12 protein-coding genes are annotated in these 18,972 nt (G+C 40.1%); 11 read left to right on the top strand and 1 reads right to left on the bottom strand.

The annotated features are described in order from the left end of the window. Nucleotides 1–5: 5 nt before the first annotated feature. Nucleotides 6–860 carry an HNH endonuclease gene (locus AB6D93_RS12195; protein ID WP_372050157.1) on the top strand — a complete coding sequence of 285 codons (855 nt, stop codon included), beginning with the start codon at nt 6–8 and terminating at the stop codon, nt 858–860. A 42-nt stretch (nt 861–902) separates the two neighbouring features. Then, nucleotides 903–1,514 carry a hypothetical protein gene (locus AB6D93_RS12190; protein WP_372050156.1) on the top strand — a complete coding sequence of 204 codons (612 nt, stop codon included), beginning with the start codon at nt 903–905 and terminating at the stop codon, nt 1,512–1,514. A gap of 96 nt (nt 1,515–1,610) precedes the next feature. Here AB6D93_RS12190 and AB6D93_RS12185 read toward each other — a convergent pair whose 3' ends face one another. After that, nucleotides 1,611–2,471, bottom strand: coding sequence for a helix-turn-helix transcriptional regulator (locus AB6D93_RS12185; protein WP_372050155.1), 861 nt, complete (start codon nt 2,469–2,471; stop codon nt 1,611–1,613). A 117-nt stretch (nt 2,472–2,588) separates the two neighbouring features. On the opposite strand from AB6D93_RS12185, the gene AB6D93_RS12180 reads away from it, so the two are divergent. From AB6D93_RS12180 to AB6D93_RS12140, 9 genes are all read left to right on the top strand, one after another. Continuing rightward, nucleotides 2,589–6,104 (top strand): hypothetical protein, encoded by a 3,516-nt coding sequence (locus AB6D93_RS12180; protein ID WP_372159171.1) that lies wholly within the window; start codon nt 2,589–2,591, stop codon nt 6,102–6,104. Continuing rightward, nucleotides 6,086–8,149 carry a hypothetical protein gene (locus AB6D93_RS12175; protein ID WP_372050153.1) on the top strand — a complete coding sequence of 688 codons (2,064 nt, stop codon included), beginning with the start codon at nt 6,086–6,088 and terminating at the stop codon, nt 8,147–8,149. The genes AB6D93_RS12180 and AB6D93_RS12175 overlap by 19 nt, the downstream gene beginning before the upstream one ends. Nucleotides 8,150–8,292: 143 nt before the next feature. Continuing rightward, nucleotides 8,293–10,770 carry an N-6 DNA methylase gene (locus AB6D93_RS12170; RefSeq protein WP_372050152.1) on the top strand — a complete coding sequence of 826 codons (2,478 nt, stop codon included), beginning with the start codon at nt 8,293–8,295 and terminating at the stop codon, nt 10,768–10,770. A 1-nt stretch (nt 10,771) separates the two neighbouring features. Next, a complete protein-coding gene (locus tag AB6D93_RS12165) occupies nt 10,772–12,073 on the top strand; it encodes a restriction endonuclease subunit S (protein WP_372050151.1) in 1,302 nt (433 codons plus the stop codon). Between the two features lie 12 nt (nt 12,074–12,085). Continuing rightward, nucleotides 12,086–13,549: a DUF262 domain-containing protein gene (locus AB6D93_RS12160; protein WP_372050150.1), complete on the top strand. Its 1,464-nt coding sequence runs from the start codon at nt 12,086–12,088 to the stop codon at nt 13,547–13,549. A gap of 1 nt (nt 13,550) precedes the next feature. After that, nucleotides 13,551–15,584 (top strand): DUF262 domain-containing protein, encoded by a 2,034-nt coding sequence (locus AB6D93_RS12155; protein WP_372050149.1) that lies wholly within the window; start codon nt 13,551–13,553, stop codon nt 15,582–15,584. A 250-nt stretch (nt 15,585–15,834) separates the two neighbouring features. Then, nucleotides 15,835–16,767 carry a retron St85 family RNA-directed DNA polymerase gene (locus AB6D93_RS12150; protein ID WP_372050148.1) on the top strand — a complete coding sequence of 311 codons (933 nt, stop codon included), beginning with the start codon at nt 15,835–15,837 and terminating at the stop codon, nt 16,765–16,767. Further along, complete coding sequence (gene ptuA / locus AB6D93_RS12145; RefSeq protein WP_102562477.1) at nt 16,760–18,361, top strand: retron Ec78 anti-phage system effector ATPase PtuA; 1,602 nt, start codon at nt 16,760–16,762, stop codon at nt 18,359–18,361. Before AB6D93_RS12150 ends, ptuA begins: the two co-directional genes overlap by 8 nt. Further along, a complete protein-coding gene (locus AB6D93_RS12140; RefSeq protein WP_102562478.1) occupies nt 18,358–18,969 on the top strand; it encodes a retron system putative HNH endonuclease in 612 nt (203 codons plus the stop codon). Before ptuA ends, AB6D93_RS12140 begins: the two co-directional genes overlap by 4 nt. The last annotated feature ends 3 nt before the right edge of the window (nt 18,970–18,972 follow it).

Below are 18,972 nucleotides of genomic sequence, written 5' to 3'. Positions count from 1 at the left end.
AGCACATGAAAGTTGGCAAACTTGTACAACTACTTCTACCTAAAGTTATCGAGTACTGTGAGCAAAATGATCACGCGGAGTTCGAAAGGCTTTGTGATGCTGGTTATTCTAAACGAACATTTAATATCAACTTTCCATTTTTGGTTAAAAAGGGGTCTCTTCCATCAGAAAGATCAAAACGTTACTGGACAAACATATACTTAGTACGCGGAAAAACAGTACGTGCTTGTAGCCAGTGGTATGAAAAAGACGCAGTTTGGTTTGTGGAGTACCTTCAACGAATTGGCATTGACTATGACGAAACTCAGCTTGAGGGGTTGTTATTAGACGCAAAGGTAACGTCTAAACAAAAAGCCTCCTTTCGAAGTCGTAAAGCAAACAGCCGATACCGTGGAAATGCTATAGGCAATGCTCAGAACTTACTGGTAAGAAACGTCCTTAGCAACTTGGGCTCAGAGCAGTTGTCAGAAGAAGATTGGTTAGAAACTAAAGCCTACTTTAATCATAAATGTGCTTATTGTGGTGAGGCGAAGGAATTAGTCATTGAGCATGCCATCCCGATCAATAAGGTCTATTTAGGGGAGCATAAACTTGGCAATCTGGTTCCAAGTTGCAAAGAGTGTAACAGTTCTAAAGCGAGTAAAGACTTTCGAGAGTTTCTTGACGGTAGTGACGATAAAATTGCAGTTATTGAGTCTTATATGGACAAACAGAACTATGTGCCACTAGAGAACAATGAACAAGTTCAGATGATCCTTGAAATGGCCTATAGGGAAGTAGGGGCCGTAGCTGAACGTTATATTACGATTATCAATGAGCTGTTTGTACATGAAGACGACAACGATGAGCAGCATCTATAATAAATAGCGATTTAAACCAATTACGACTCGAGGAATTCGATAATGCCATTACAAAATAGAGTAAGCCCAAGTGGTGAACTACTGGCTGATAATGCTCGAGGTTCGTGGCTGGGCAATAGAGGGATTCTTCATAATGAAAAGAAAGAAATTATACGCCCTTGGAAGCACATAAATTGGGTGCTTTGTGAGTTAAATTTCAAAGAGCGTAAGCGTCAGGTTTTTAGCCAAAATAGTTACTCCGAACTGTTTTTTCTTGATGAGGCTACCGCATTGTCGGCAGGGCATAGACCTTGCGCCTCGTGCAGAAGGCAAAGGTTTGATGAGTTTAAACAAGCATGGGGTGCAGCTCAGCTAAGCGAATTGAAAGTCGAAGAAATAGATAAAGTTCTTCATCAAGATAGAGCGATAAGAGGCGGTAAAAAGGTTACCTATAACGAGAAGCTTGAGAATTTACCCAATGGGGTGTTTGTAGAGCTAGAAGGTAAGCCTTGGCTCATATGGCGAAATGAATTACATGAGTGGCGTCCTGATGGATATAGAGCCCGAGCAGATATATACGGTGATTTGAATGTTACGGTTCTAACGCCAAAATGTATGGTTGAAATCATCGTTGCAGGGTTTATCCCACAGGTTGACGAATCCGTGATGGCTTAGCTTACTTCAGTGGTACGTGACGATGATTAACGGGCGCCCACACAGCAAGTTCTCTTTATGTGCGGATAAGCAGTCTCTTGCCAAGATATACTGTGATTAGAATATTAGGTACGGTCTCAGCTCCTCAAAGTTCCCTAAGATGATCTGTTGTCCTTTGGGGTTCGAATTCAACATATTAATATCGATGTTATAAGCATCCAGAACATAGCGAACTAGTGCTGCGTTCGTCGGTATTGCCAGGGTGCCTTTTTCCATACCGTAGTCGTGTGCAATCACTTTGGCCTGGGCTTCGGTTAATCTTGAGTCGGGGATTAACTTAATAGAGAGATGAGTATTCCAAAGCTCATCTTGTTCTCTCCCTTTTATTTTTTTTGTCTCAAGAGCAGGAACACCTCGAATTCGGCTCAGTACGAAATCTCGATATCCTTCTGAGTGCTCGCAATAAGCTCGAACATGCCAGCGTAGTGGTGTGCAAACGAGTGTATGTGGAGAGATGATCCGTTCTACTTCTTCACCATTCTTCAATGATGTGTAGCTTAAATCGACACGTTTCTTCTCTCTGATAGCTTGAACCAGTGGGCGTAAGATTTCAGGCGCAATGTTACGTGTCACCGGACGGACCATTGTTGTATTTTCAAAGCCCATATCAAGTTCTTTAAATGTGATGGTCATATCTTCGCTTCTCGAAAGGATGTGCAAGTATTCATCAGCATGACCGCTCGTTAGCTTTGGAATAAAGCTATCACTGGGTTTGTATCCTTTCAATTGCTTATCGTAGACAAGGTTGCCTGGCGCTACATCGGTGAGGTAGGTGTTGATGTCTTTAGATGCTTGCTGCCTACCAATGCCAAAGTTTTTGATCAGATGGTTGGTTGTTAACCTCCCTTCCCATAACGCAATCACTTCTATCATGCGATAGCGAAATAGTAGATCCCACCGAATTGGCCATTTGCTCATAGTTTGATTCCTGTCTAGTTATGCTACGTGTATATGCAGTCAGCATTTACCCGTCGCTGATGACGTCATATTATGATTGGGTTAACTAAACATCAAGAACTGTTGGGGTAGAATTGTATGAACGTGTCGATAGAAGCATTTACGAGTTTTGATTTTAGTCTTATTCCCGATCTTTCGCCCTTGGATCTTATCATTACAGAATCACTCGAAAATCACACTAAAGTTAATGGAGCTAAATCTGGAGCTTTGCTTCCATTACCGTTTCAGACTGGAATTGGGAAAACATACACGGCATTAAACTTTTTGCTCCAGCAGATGCTTGATCAAGTGCAAAATGAATTACAGGAAGAAGAGTTCGGTAGTAGCACCAAGCGTTTGCTCTATTACGTTACAGACTCAGTAGATAATGTTGTGAACGCGAAAGCGGACTTGTTTAGATTAGTTGAAAAGCAAGCTGTCAAGGGTGAGCCTCGCTTCACTCTAGAACAGCAAGAGTATCTTAAAGCGCAAATAGTTCACCTACCCAATCAGTCAGATCAGTTATTGCAATGTTCTGATGCGGTCTTGAACGAAGTGTTAGTCGGATTTGACTTGAACACCGAGCGTGATGTTAAAGCTGAGTGGAGCGCTATATCAGGTCTAAGACGTCATGCGAGCAATCCAGAAGTTAAAGTTTCTTTGAACAGGCAGGCTGGTTACTTTTACCGTAATCTAGTTGCCCGCTTGCAAAAGAAACAAAAAGGTGCTGATAGAACCCCGCTTAATGGCACGTTACTGGCCTCTGTAGAAGCACTACTTCCGGGAGAAAAAATCCGCAATGGAAGCGCTCATGTTATTTTCTTAACGACTAGTAAATTTTTGAAAGGCTTCCACAATACTCGCTCGCGCTACAGTCCATTGCGCGATTTAAGTGGTGCGCTACTTATCATTGATGAAATTGACAAGCAGAATCAGGTTATCCTCTCCGAGCTGTGTAAGCAACAAGCGCAAGACTTAATTTGGGCTATAAGAACTCTGAGAGCAAACTTTCGAGATCACCAACTAGAGAGTTCGCCTCGCTACGATAAAATTGAAGACCTGTTTGAACCACTCCGTGAGCGGCTCGAAGAGTTTGGCACCAAGTGGAATCTAGCGCTCGCATTTAATACGGAAGGACCTAACTTGAATGAGCGACCTGTTCGGTTGTTTTCAGATAGAAGCTTCACACATGTAAGCAGTGCCACTCACAAGCTGTCATTAAAATCAGATTTATTGAGACAGAAAAATCTCATATTTAGTGATGAGAAAGTGGAAGGGTCCCTCATTGAAAAAAATGGCCTTTTAACTCGCTTTGTCAATGAGGCGGATGTTATATATCAGTGGTTTCTTGGCACAATGCGTAAGGCAGTGTTTCAGTACTGGGAGAACGTTCGTAGCCTTGAAATTGAAGGGCGTGAAAATAGAAGCCTAGAAGGAACGTTTCAAGAAGCCGTTCAATCCCTGCTTACTCACTTCAATTTGCAAGAGTTTGAGTCTGCTGTTTACGAGTCATTTGATACTAGGGGACTACGGCAATCTGCGGGCGGTCAAGCGAGCAAGTTAAGTTCTAGCAAGAGCTACCATCATATCGGCCTGAAACTTGTGGATGTCGCTCATAATCAGGGGACTCGCGATACCGTAAATTGTAGATCGTCATTCCTAAATCTTTCACCATCGGGTGTCTTAGCAGATATGGTTGATGCCGGAGCTGTCATTCTCGGTATAAGTGCAACAGCGAGAGCAGACACCGTAATACATAACTTTGATTTTAAATACTTGAATGAGCGTTTGGATAAAAAGCTTCTGACTTTGTCGAGAGAGCAAAAGCAGTGGGTAAATGATTATTATCATAGTAAGCGCAACTATAGAGGTAACGGTGTGGTCTTAACGGTCAAATACCTTAATAGTCGAGATGCGTTCCTTGATACTTTATTAGAAGAGTATAAGCCGGAAGCTCGTTCAAGCCACTTTATCCTAAATCATTATCTCGGTATTTCGGAATCAGAGCAGGCATTTGTTCGGAGCTGGTTGTCTAAACTATTAGCCAGTATTAAAGCGTTTATCTCAGTTTCTGATAATCGTTATATGCTGTCGTTGTTAAACCGCACTCTTGATACAACGCGTCAGGATATGAATGACTTTATTCAGTTCTGCTGCGATAAATGGGCGAAAGAATTTAATGTTCAAATCAAGGCGTTTTTTGGCGTAAACGCCGATTGGATGAGGTTGGTTGGCTATGATGAAATTTCCAATCACTTAAATACAGAACCTGGGAAAGTCGTTGTATTTAGTACATATGCTTCAATGGGAGCGGGTAAAAACCCCGATTACGCAGTCAATTTAGCGTTAGAAGGAGAAAGCCTAATATCCGTTGCCGATGTCACTTATAGCACGCAGCAGCGAACCGATATAGACAGCATTTATCTTGAAAAACCGACTCAGCTACTCCTGTCAGATGATTATTCGCATACTGCCAACCAGCTTTGTCAATTCCACCAAATTCTATCTTTGCAAGAGAACGGGGAGTTGTCACCGAAAAGCGCTGAAAGCTGGTGTCGACAGCAACTTATGGGTATGAGCAGAGAGCGCTCTTTACAGCAATACTACCAAACAAGTGACTACCAAAGCGCAGTAAGGAAATACATTGAGCAAGCGGTAGGAAGAGCTGGGAGAACGTCTCTGAAACGAAAACAAATTCTCTTGTTTGCTGATTCTGGTTTGAAAGAAATTTTGGCTGAAGAGAGTAGAGAACCAAGCTTATTTTCGCACGAGTATGTTGCTTTGGTTGAAAAAGCGAAATCAGCTAATAGTGCTCTAGTTGAGAGCAGGGTTGTTCGGCGTTTATTCAACCTTGCTCAAAGAAACAACAAAGACGGTATGCAGTCAATCAAGGCCCTAGTTCGTCGTCTACATAATCAACCTGCATCTGATAATGATATTCAAGAGTGGCAAGACATTAGAACTCAGTTACTTCGCTATCCGACGATCGCCTCTCAACCTGAGCGATTTAATCGATTGTACTTACAGTCTATGACCAAAGGGTATTACCGTTATCAGGGTAACTTAGATGGTGATCCGAATGTCTTCGAGTTCTTTGATCGAGTGCCTACTGGAGATATGGTTTCAGAGGAAGCGTGCAGCCTCGCTACGTTAGCACAGAATCAATATGTGATGACGCCAGTTATGTTTACCAACATTTATAAGGGAGCATTGGGCGAGCAAGCAATAGAAGCAGTGCTAACAGCATTCGACTTTACCTTTGAAGAAGTTCCAAATTCTATTTACGAGCGATTTGATAATAGAGTCAAATTTGTAGGGACTGAGCAACCGATCTGGCTAGACAGCAAATACTGGAAGCATGAAGGGAATGAGACCAGCGAAAGCTACAGTTCGAAAATTTCATTGGTAGAAGAAGAGTTTGGGCCCTCGAAGTTTATCTATGTTAATGCGCTAGGGGATGCTTCAAAATCGATTAGATACTTGAACTCATGCTTCGTAGAAACCTCACCACAGTTAGCTAAAGTCATTGAAATTCCGGCACTAATTGATGATGTCAATGCCGACACCAACCTAACAGCAGTACAGGAGTTGATAAAATGGTTACACAACAGCTAGAGCCGTCCTCACAAGGGCCCTTATCAACCTTAATTGAACAAATATCAATTGATACTGATTGGGTTGATAGAAGCTTCGCGATTTACTGCGTCAGCTATAAAGGTATTGACTACTCAGAACGATCTAAGCGTTTAGTTACATTGGCGTCTGAAATCTATAAATCCGGAAGTGTGTATTGCTTAGTGAAAGGGAGCAATAAAGAAGCCTGTTATTGGGTATTGTTACCAAAGGACGGAAAATTAGATCTCGAAGACGAGTCTTTGGCAATTAAACCAAGTAGTGCAGCAGAACTACCAACATGGCAATTGGGTCGTTTATTGATTAAAGCGATCCCAAAAGTATTGAGTGGCACTGCACCAGAAATAAAGCGCTTTGAAAGTGAAGGTTTGTATTATCTAGTCAAAAGTAAAAAGTTACCGAAAGGTCACTCTGGCTATGAATTAACGGCCGTGGAAATCGACTTAGCACCATGCGCAGATCTTGGATTCAAACCAACACTGTCAATGAACACTAAAACATTTTCTCCCTTGTCTTGGTTTACGCTAGAAAACGGAGATATACAAAAAAAAGCAAAGTTTGCGACACGTTATCAACTTGATGATGTAGGGATGTTGGTTAGCAAATCGATAAAGGGCGATTACATCAAGAAGCCTCTTTACTCTAATGCGAAGAATCGAATTCAGGCTATTGATATTACGAAAGAGTCTTATAGCGGTTTTCAGTTATCTAAGGTTGGTATTCTTGAACAGTTTATGCAAGATCTTAAGCAAGCTTATGGCGATTCAGTATCTCTGAACTTACAGCGAATTCCCGGAGAAAAGCATAGGTTTGTTTCAGATACGGTTGTCAAAAATCACTATGTAGGACTATTTGATGCGTTAAAAGAACATCGTTTGGTGATCTGTGATTTAACAGAAAACCAAGACACTGATGCAGCATTGACTTTACTTCATGGTATCGAGCACCTAAACATAAACGCAGAAGTTGCTGAAGCTCCGGTTCGTGGTGCATTGAATATCCTAATTGTTGGCAATAAAGACACCTACAATTCGGCTGAGGAAGATCCGTATCAAGTTTATCGCAAAAAATACCAAGATACAGTTTTCCAGTCATGTTACCCAGAGCGCTTGTGGAACCGTCAAGGTCAGGTAAACCGCCATGTGGTGGAAGTGCTGCTAAAAGAATTACTTATCAAACTAGAAGTCCATACAAGAAAGCATTTGATTGAATACCCAAGCAGCCCTGAAGGATGTGTATATTACATGCCTCATCGGCCGCAAGGCGAATTTTCAGAGGTTCGAGACGGGCCGTGGCCAGTGTATGCGTCTAAGTTAGTGGGTAATGAATGGCAACATATACAAGCGACTCAAGAGGAGCTTGAAGATCTTGAGCTCGATTTAGGCAATGATAAAAGGCAAGTATTTCAAGGATTCCAACGTTCCCCCTTTATTTATTGGCCGGAGACGGGTGACTATGCCATTTTCAATGATACTGGTATTCAAATGCTGCCGGAATTTGAAGTAGTTGCAGAGCGGCTGCGTGAACTTAAAGAAGGGCGTTCACAAGATGTTCCAATTGCATTATTGATTCAGTTCATTGAAGAAAACCCAGAGAGTAAAGTAGTCAATAAGCTCAGAGCAATACTGTCTGAATGGGATGATACAGCCCCTTTACCGTTTGATGAGTTTTCGTCAATCTCTTACAAAGGTAATGATGAAAAACAATTTTACGATTGGCTGCGCGAGCAAGGATTCTTTTTCAAAACGTCAATAAGAGGACAAAGTGAAGGGTTCTTTAATGCATCTTTAGGTTTTTTCTATAACCGGGAACAGGGGATGTATTTTGCTGGTGGCAAAGGTAGCCCACAAAGCAAAATCGAAAACTTTAGTCATTTATACGTGATAAAACATTCGTTTGATGAACTACCTGAAGAGGTAGAAAACTTGTTTGACGTTTATCACTTAAGGCATCGTCTACCAACCGTAACGCCTTATCCATTTAAGCATCTACGTGAGTATGTTGGAATGCAGCGTTTTAAATCTTAATAACAGATTGAGGAAATGGTCTAGCAGCGAATGAAATCTAATGTTTTATTCGCTACTAGCGCCAAAAATCAGTAAAATCTTACCCAATTACCCTTACTTTTATTGTTTGATTTTCAAGCAGCTATCGCTATAAGAAGAAAACTATGGATCACAGCGTACACAACAAACTTATCTCATTTATCTGGTCTATTGCTGACGACTGCCTGCGTGACGTTTATGTTCGTGGTAAATACCGCGATGTTATCTTGCCAATGGTAGTATTACGTCGTTTAGATACTTTGCTTGAACCAACCAAAAAAGCTGTGTTAGCTGAAGTGAAATTCCAAACAGAAGAAATGGAATCGACAGAGCTAGATGATGAGCCATTAATGCAAGAGTCTGGTTATGTGTTTTACAACACGTCGAAATGGACATTAAGCACTTTGCACAGCACTGCGACTAACAATCAGCAAATCTTGCTAGCCAACGTTGAAGAGTACTTGAATGGCTTTAGTGACAACGTTAAAGAAATTGTTACTTGCTTCGATCTACAAGCAAAAATTCGTCATATGGCAGGTAAAGATGTACTGCTCGATGTCTTGGAAAAGTTTGTTTCCCCGAATATAAACCTTACTCCTATAGAGCAGACAGATCCTGATGGCTATAAGCTACCGCCTGTCAGTAACTTGGGCATGGGTTATGTGTTTGAAGAGCTTATCCGTAAGTTCAACGAGGACAACAACGAAGAGGCCGGCGAGCACTTCACTCCACGTGAAGTAATTGAACTCATGGTTCACTTGGTATTTGACCCAATCAAAGGTGGTTTACCAGATCCACTCACCATTTATGATCCTGCATGTGGTAGTGGTGGCATGTTAACCGAAGCGCAAAACTTCATAGAAGAGAAGTACCCTGTTGAATCAGGTGATGGTACTTCTAAGCGTGATATTCGCTTATACGGTAAAGAAATCAATGATGAGACTTACGCTATTTGTAAGTCAGACATGATGATCAAGGGTAATAACCCTGAGAATATTAAGATTGGTTCGACTTTATCTACCGATGAATTTGCGGCCAATCGTTTTGACTTTTGTTTATCTAACCCTCCCTACGGAAAAAGTTGGGCAAGTGAGCAGAAATTTATTAAAGACGGCGCCGATGTTATCGACTCCCGTTTCCGTGTTCCATTAAACGATTACTGGGGTGCCACCGCTAAAGACGGCTTTGTTGATGCCACGCCGCGCTCTAGCGATGGCCAATTGCTATTCCTTATGGAAATGGTTAGCAAAATGAAATCAACGGCTCACAGTCCGTTGGGCGCTCGCATTGCATCTGTACACAATGGCTCTAGCCTGTTTACTGGTGACGCTGGTTCTGGCGAGAGCAATATTCGTCGCTACATCATTGAAAACGACATGCTCGACGCTATCGTGCAAATGCCAAATAACCTGTTCTACAACACAGGTATAACGACTTACATATGGCTATTAAGCAATAACAAACCAGAAGACAGAAAAGGCAAAGTACAATTAATTGATGCTAGTCTGCTGTTTAAAAAGCTGCGCAAAAACTTGGGCGACAAGAACTGCGAATTCCTTCCAGAGCATATTGCTCAAATAACTCAGGCTTACCTATGTGGCAAGTCGATTGAGCGAACAAAAAACGACAATGATGAACCTATTGGACTAGCCTCGAAAGTGTTCAATAACAAAGATTTTGGCTATTACAAAGTCAATATTGAACGACCAGATCGCCGAAGCGCTCAATTCAAGCAAGAACTAATAGAACCACTGCGTTTTGATAAAGCACTACGTGAGCCAATGGAATACCTGTATGCACAGTATGGTGAAAGTGTTTATCAAAAAGGCTTCTTAAAAACCGTTGAAAACACCACTCTTGCTTGGTGTGAAGAAAACGACATTACTTTAAATACCAAAGCCAAGAAGAAGCTATTGGATATCGAAAATTGGTTGAAATTACGCAATATCTATCAAATGGCAGCGGAGCTTCTCACTGAATTTGGCGATAAGCAATACGATAACTTCAATGACTTCAAGGAAGACGTTGAACTTAAAATAAAGAGCCAAGCAGAACTAAAGAAAGTTCTGAAACAAGAGGTTATCAAAATAACCCCTGCTGAGAAGAAGACCATTTTAGACGCGGTGAGTTGGTATGACGAAAACGCTCACAAAGTGATTAAAAAGGTGGTTAAATTTAAGCAAGATAAACTTGATGAGCTGTTACACCATTTAGGCTGTGAACAAACTGACTTGAGTGACTTTGGCTACTATGCCACTAGTAACAAAAACGAGTTTACTACCTACGAGAGTAACTCCGAACTTCGTGACGCAGAATCTGTTCCGCTTAATTATGCCTCAACCAACCAAGAAGCTAACGCTAATAACAGTGAAATCCATCAATACTTCCTTGATGAAGTGCAGCCTCATGTAAATGAAGCGTGGATAAATCTTGATAGCACTAAAATTGGCTATGAGATTAGCTTTAACAAGTACTTCTATCAGCATAAGTTACTACGCTCGATGAGTGAGGTTGCTAAAGAAATTATAAAGCTAGAGACAAAAGCCGAAGGTTTGATTGCTGATATTTTAGGTATTGAACTAGCTGAAGTACATGGAGCTTAATATGGGCAAGTCAGTAGTAATGCCAAAGTATGCGATCTTAAAAGATTCAAAAAATAAGTGGTTAGGCGAAGTACCTGAACATTGGCAATTAATAAAGTTTAAGTATTTGGCTAGTGTGCAAAAAGGCAAGTTACCGAAGAGGATGACTTCAGAGGATAATGATAATTTACCACCATATCTAAGTATGGATTACTTACGCGGTGGCGAAGCCACACAATTCGTTATGGATAAAGATAGCATAGTCGTTGATGAAAATGACATTTTGTTGCTTTGGGATGGTAGTAATTCAGGAGAGTTTATTAAAAGCAAACAGGGAGTTATTTCTTCAACAGTAGCTAGTGTGAAATTTAAAAATATTAATAAGTCGTTTGCTTGGTATGCATCTTCCATTGTTGAAAAGTTATTAAGAGGCTCTACTGTAGGAATGGGGATTCCTCACGTCGATAGTGATGAATTAAAGAACTCATTAATTGCTGTTCCTTCTGTGGCTGAGCAATCTGCTATAGCCAATTTCCTTGATAAAAAAACAGCTCAAATTGATGAAGCCGTCGATATCAAACAACAGCAGATTGAGCTATTAAAAGAACGTAAGAAAATCATAATTCAGCAAGCCGTCACTCAAGGTTTACCTTCACCTAAAGGAAGTGATTTTCCGATGAAAGATTCAGGTGTTGATTGGATTGGTAAAATTCCAGATCATTGGGAAGTCATAAGGTTCAAGAATCTATTTACACAAAGTAGGCTTCCTGTGCGTGCAGATGATGGTGTTGTTACTTCATTTAGAGATGGACAAGTTACTCTGCGGTCAAACAGAAGGCTTACAGGTTTTACTGAAGCGGTAATTGAAGGGGGTTATCAAGGCATTCGAAAAGGACAATTAGTACTGAATTCTATGGATGCGTTTGAAGGTGCCATAGGTGTATCAGACTCAGATGGTAAATGTACACCTGAATATGTCATTTGTGATCCAAAGGTGAACAATATCTCGCAGCATTTCTTCGCATATTTACTGAGAGAAATGGCATTAGCTAAATATATACAGGTGATATGTAATGCTGTTCGCCAACGAGCTGTTCGTATTCGATTTAATAACTTAGCTTCTCGTTTTATGGTGGTTCCCCCGATAGAGGAACAAGAGTTGATTGTGCAACATATTCAAAATGAATCGAAGAAAATTGATGATGGTATTGAGCATTTGAAATCTCAGATAGAGAAATTCAAAGAGTACAAAACCACGCTGATCAACAGTGCAGTAACAGGCAAAATTAAAGTGCCAGAAAACCAAGAAAGCGTACTCAGCTAACAGGGAAGTAAAATGTCAGTATCCGTTGCCAGTACAACGCTAGCGCAGGTTTTTGACCATCAGGGGATTATAGCCTCGGATGGTTCAACAATTAATGGTCAGCTTGCCATACCTGAGTATCAGCGCCCATACCGCTGGACAGAGGAACAGATACTGCGCTTACTGCAAGATTTTAAAGACTATCAAGCAGGCTTTAAAAGCGATAAAGGTACTCAAAAATGCCCCTTTTATTTGGGCAGCATTATTTTGCATCAGCAAGATAATCTGCTCAATATCATCGATGGACAGCAGCGCATAACCACCATGGCACTGATTGCCTTTTTAAAAGATGATTATCAAAATTTAACTCTACGTTATGAAGCACCTGAGAGTCAGCAACAGATTAAACATAACTTGGCTTGGCTGTCGGATAAACGTGAGCAAATTGCTACTATTGATTTTTCATTAGTCAATGTCACATTAGTTGTGACTGATAATGAGGATGAAGCCTATCGTTTTTTTGAAACCCAGAACACTGGTGGAGTACGCTTAAAAGGGCCGGATATCATCAAGGCTCACCACCTAAACGTGATAGACAAGAACATGCCCTCCAAAACTCGTCACTTTGCTGCTTTGTGGGAGAGTTTAAATAACATAAATCCTGTAATTGATTTGTTGTTAAGGGGGCGTTATTGGGAGTACTTTAATTTAAAGAAAGACTTAAAAGATCGTACTCGGCGAACGATGCCATTACACCATCAAAAGCGCTTACTTGTTGATTCCGTTGTCGATGAGTTCTCTCCGAAGGCAACGGGGGAAGATATTGCTTTTGGACGCATTCAGCGAACCTATTTCGAAAATGGAGGCGAGAGTTTATCGCAGCCTCAAGTCGGTTATGATTTGCGTCAACCGCTGAATAGTGGCGCTAATACTATTCACTATCTTCAATACTTTGAGCAGCTTCGTCAAACTTATCTAATAGCTAATGAAACTGAAAATATTACAAGCACAGAATTTCATCGTTTCTATCACGGGCTTATATGTAACCTCCATGGTTGTGGTTATCTAAAGCAGCTTTTTGATGCGAGCTTATTGTTATATATAAGCCAGTTTGGGCAGCAAGAGCTTGAAGTTGTGGCGAAAAAACTCTTTAGGGTCGTATATTCAAGGCGAGTGGAAAACCAAGTTGCAGTGAAAGAAAAGTCGGTTCCTGCATTTTTACGTGAAACTCCAATATTGGATTGGATATCAATGAGCTATACACCTAAGCAGTGCTTTGTAAAATTGGATGCATTTGAACTTAACGTAAATGCTGAAGGGATAATTGATGCCAAATTGTCGCCAACAAATCAAAAAAGCAGTCGCAAGCAGGACTTTATAAATAAAGTAAAAAAAGAGTTTTCTATCAAAATTGAAACGCAAGTAACCAAAGAGCAATACGCCGCTAAGTTTTCAAATGACTTTACAGCTCAAGTCAGATTGCTAGGAGGGCTGTAATTTGTCTACATTATCTGTTCAGACGGAAATATTGACCTTAGAGAAGATTTTGATTGGTGACTACCAGTTTTCAATCCCTAGTTATCAACGCCCTTATGTTTGGGCTGATGATGATGTATTGCTTTTGTTCAATGATATTAAAGAAGCTTGCAAAAGGTATCATGAGTCAAATAAGCAAACGGATCATAATTACTTTATTGGCACCATTCTTTCATCGGTATTGAAGACAAACGGTGATGCCATCTATGAGTTGATTGATGGACAGCAGCGCACCACAACTTTGATGCTCATCGCTATTGCATTTAACTTCGCAGGAGTTAAGTCGAAACTTTCTCAATTAGCGGTTATTACGACTAGTAATGGGAAAGTAATACCACGCTTACAATTTGCTATTCGAGATCAAGTTCAACAGCTCTTAGGTGGCTTAGCGGGCCTTAAAGACTACCAAATACCTTCTCAAGAAAAGATAGATAGCAATGAGTATCTAAAACAGATTGGTGTTGCACTGAACGTATTGACTCAAGAGATTGAAAAGCTCAATAAAGATGCTGACGTAACGATTGAGCAGTTTGCTGAGTATTTTTATAGTAATGTGCAATGGGTTAATAACATGGTTCCAACACAAATGGATTTAAACCGCCTGTTTGCGACCATGAATACTGGAGGAATTCAGTTAGAGCAAGCCGATATCCTTAAAGCTAAATTGTTTAAGAAGTTACAGTCCGATAAAGCTCAATATGATGCGATATGGGTCGCTTGTGAACATATGGAGAACTATTTTGAACGTAATGTTCGAGAAGTTTTTAATCACTCAGATTGGAATGCTATTAAACCTAACGATTTAGCCTGTTTTGATCCCAACCGGTTTCTACACTCGCTAGAATCACATAAAACAGAAGACCTGAAGAGTGAGCAGTTAGCAGGTCTTAGTATCGAAGAGTTGGCTGAACAGTTAAATGGGAATGATGCTCCCCATAACCTTAAGCTAGACTCTTTTAAAACTCATGATTTAGATGTTGAAACTGTTTATTGTGAGCCGATAATCAAGTTCCCACTTTTTTTGATACATGCTTATCGCGTTTACTTAGCTTTAAACAACAAAGCGGATATAGAAGTCAGGCTTCACAGTGATCGATTACTGGAAATATTTAACCCTTTGATTGAGTCTGATGAACAGTCCATCAAATCCTTTATCGAAATGCTATGGCAAGTGCGGTATCAGTTTGACCATTGGGTTGTTAAATGGGTAAATAGAGATGATTCAACAGAGTCTCATTTAGGCTTAACGTATCAATCTAGAAGCCAGTCTAGTGGCAATTACTATATCAATAGAACGCCCAAAGAGCTTAGTGGCATAGTGTTGCTGCAGAGTGTTCGTAACTTTACCGGTGAGAGAAGTGCTCAGTACTGGATAACCCCTTTTATTGCTGAACTAATGAAGAAAGGCATCGGCAGTAAAGAGGAGACGAAGGCTCTTAAGCTACTTGAAAGAATAGATAACAGGATGTCACTAGCCATTTGCTCTCAAAAAGAGGCTAGTTTTAAACAAGCTAGATCGAAAAAGCCCAAGAGAATTGAGTGGACTGAACAGGCTGATTACCTCACTGAGTCGAACGGAACCAGCTTTGAGCACTATTGGTTTCAAAAGCTTGAATACTTACTCTGGAAGCGCCTTAGTGGTTCAGAGTCAGAACTGAGCGCTGTAGAGGCCCAAAAATTTAAAAAATATCGAATCACTTCAAAAAACTCAGTTGAACATGTTCATCCACAAAATGAAGAGTATAAAAGTACGTTACCAGGAGAAATCTTGAATGCATTTGGTAACTTGGTACTACTTAGCCCGGGTGAAAATTCATCATATAGCAATCAAGATGTGGATAAAAAGCAGATAGACTTTGACAGAAAAGCGCACTTTGACTCGTTAAAACTGTTCGAAATATTTACGCAAAAGGGGTCTAAACCTTGGAGTAAGCAAGAAATTGAATCTCATCAAAGCCAGATGCTCGATGTTTTCGCCACACATTATGAGGAATAGATAGGCACAACAATAAATTGAATAACCTCATGGACTTACTATATACTTAAAGAGCTCTTTAGCTTAGGACGAATTCGTCTAGTCGGGTGTTTAGCCAGACTCTAATTTATTGAACGGTTTTATGGTTGCGATAGGTTCGCAACCTGATCTCCTCACTCCGTTCGTCAATCAGGTTGCGAACCTATCGCTTCCTCTAGTAAAGAGTTAAGCCCAAGAGCAATGCTCTTGGGCTTTTTTAATGGGATTAGAAATGACTTTGATAGAACAACTAGCATTAGAGTTGAAAAAGAGTGAAGACGAAGTTACTCGCTTTCTGCTGAGTGCACCCAAACGGTACAAAGTCTATACCATTCCTAAGCGTACCTCTGGACACCGAGTTATTGCTCAACCCTCTAAAGAACTGAAAGAATATCAGCGTAAGTATTTGGGACTTCAACAGTTACCTATCCATGAGGCTGCGATGGCTTATCGAGAAGGTATGAGTATTAAGCAGAATGCAATTGCTCATAAAAACAACCCTTACTTACTTAAGCTAGATCTCGAAAACTTCTTCAATTCCATCTCTGATAAATTGTTTTGGCAAGTTTGGGAGTCGATACAGCCTCTGCCTTCAATCCAAGATAAGCAAACTTTAGAAAACTTGCTTTTTTGGTGTCCGAGCAAGACAACTGGTGGTGCTTTGGTTCTCAGTATAGGTGCGCCAAGCTCCCCTCTAGTATCTAACTTCTTCATGTACCAATTTGATAGTGTCATAAGCAAAATATGTCTTGAGAGAGGTATCGCATATACGCGGTATGCAGATGACCTGACTTTTTCAACAAAGCATAAAGACATACTCTTTGAACTTCCCTTACTTGTAAAAGAAAAGCTAGCTGACTTGTTTGGTGGATCGATAAGAATCAATAGAAAAAAAACAAAATTCTCATCAAAAGCGCATAACAGGCATGTCACAGGCATCACCATTAATAACGATGGAAAACTGTCCCTCGGAAGAGAGCGTAAAAGATATATCAAGCATTTAGTACACCAAGTTCAGCTCAATAAACTTGATACAGAGGATAGGCAACACCTTAGAGGTCTTATTGCTTTTGCTAAGCATATAGAGCCAATATTTATTCAATCATTGATACGAAAATATTCAGCTGAGTTAATTACTCAAATTGTCGGGGAATCAAATGACTAAGAAACATAAAGAAACTAGTAAGACAATTAAGAATCTTGCTCAAAATGCTAAGAAAGGCAATTTGCTGTCTATGTTTCAACTTTATGACAACTACTCTTCAGGAAAGCATGTTGAAGAAAAAGATGAAGTGTTGGCTAAGAAGTATTTCGATGACTTATCAAATGAGTTGGTTAACACAAAGTTCAAAATAAAATCCATAGAACTATATGAGTTTCGTCGTTTTAGAGCTTTGGATATTGATTTTAATGAAAACTTAACGGTAATCATTGGAAGTAATGGTGTTGGAAAAACTAGCATTGTTGATGCAATGGCGAAAACCTTTTCTTGGTTTAATAATAACTTAGACAAAAGTTCAAATGCTAGGCCTGTAACGTTGGCTGACATCAATGTTAATTCATGTGATTGCAGTGAAATTACGACTATTCTTGAGTTTAATAAAAATAGTCAGTTTGAAACCTGTTTAACAAAAACAGTTCCAGGTCACCCTGGGACTAAGTCTAGCGAAGTTAACGATATTAAATTAGCGGGTTTAATGTATCGTCATATGGCTAAGAGAAAGGATATTTTAATTCCACTTTTAGCTTATTATTCTGTTAAACGTTCGAATTTTAAATTGGCTCAATCCATTTCCGAGAAAATCACAGGAGATACATCTACAAATAGGTTCAGTGCTCTGGATGAGGCATTGGATGGTACTGGGAATCTTGAAGATTTCTCCGAGTTATATATTGAGCTTGTTAACTTGGCTGAAGGTGAGTCTAGTGTCGAAGTGAAAAAACTTAGGGAACAAATAGCTAGCTATGAATCGTTAATACTTGATGCCTATAAAGACAAAGAGCCTCCTCGTGATGATGTTATAGTTAAAGCAATAGAAACGAAGAGAACTGAGTTAGCAGAAGCCCTAAAAACAAATTGCTCGACCAAACATCAAAAACAACTCGAATTAGTTAACCGAGCGATTGAATCTATAGTCCCAGATGTCTCCGATTTTGAAGTAGATCGGACTTCAGGCAAGCTAAAGTTAATGGTTTCAAACTTTGGATGCAAAGTGAATATATCCCAATTATCTGAAGGCCAAAAAACTTTGGTCGCCTTGACTGGGGATATTGCGAGAAGGTTAGTAACGCTAAATCCTGACTCAGATAATCCGTTGAACGGTCATGGGATTATTGTGATTGATGAGATTGAACTTCATTTGCACCCCAAGTGGCAGCAAGAGGTGTTATCTGGCCTTCAAAAAGTATTTTCGAATATTCAATTTATTGTCACCACTCATAGCCCGCAAGTGCTTAGTCATATAGGTTCAAAAAGCACGATTACAGGGTTAAGAAGCATAGATGGGCAAGTACGAAAGTATCCAGTACAAGATACATATGGGAAAAATACAGACCGAATATACGAAGATAATATGAACGTTTCATCTCGGCCCAAAGCTATCCAAGATAAGCTGGATGAGATTTTTTTAATGATTGAACAAAAGGATCTCACTGAAGCTCGATGTAAAATTGGAGAGCTTAAGGATGTTATTGGCGAAGATGGCCAGCTAGTCAAAGCGAGTACGCTGATCAAACGTATGGAGATGATTGGTCGATGAAATTTATTAACAAGGGGGAGGAACCTGAGTCGTTCGCTATATGGAAGGCATTAGAGAATGAAGAGTGGCAACCGAGTTATAGTGAGCTTTCTAATCCAGAGAAAAAAGATATTTATAACGCTCTATTGAGAGACCAGGGTTTTATTTGTTGCTATTGTGAGTCTGAAATTACTAATGGTGATTATCATTTAGAGCACCTCAACCCGCAATCTGCAGAAGAAGGGGATGACTTAGATTTTAATAACTTTTTATGTTCATGCCTTAAAAATACGTCTAAAGGCGACCCTCTGCATTGCGGTAAAGAGAAAGCAGATGAGATATTGGAAGTGCACCCCCTTCAACCTAATTGTCAGGATTACTTTACCTTTACAGCAGATGGCAAAATTCAAGGTGAAAACGTAGGTGCGAAAAATTCTATTAGGGTACTTGCATTAGACCTTGGAAAGTTAAATGACCTTAGAGCAAATGCCTTAGATCCTTTTCTTGATCCAGACTTATCAGAGCAAGAGTTAGCAGAATTTGTTAACAAATATATTGAAGATAAAGAAATGCTAAGCCCATTTATATCAGCAGTAAAATGTGTATTTAATGGCTACATACAAAGGTGAATT

This window comes from Vibrio sp. 10N.247.310.23 (assembly GCF_041467155.1).
GTDB classification, from domain to species: Bacteria; Pseudomonadota; Gammaproteobacteria; order Enterobacterales; family Vibrionaceae; genus Vibrio; species Vibrio crassostreae_C.
Note: the sequence above shows the minus strand (reverse complement) of the source record. Positions and strands in the feature narration are given on the sequence as shown.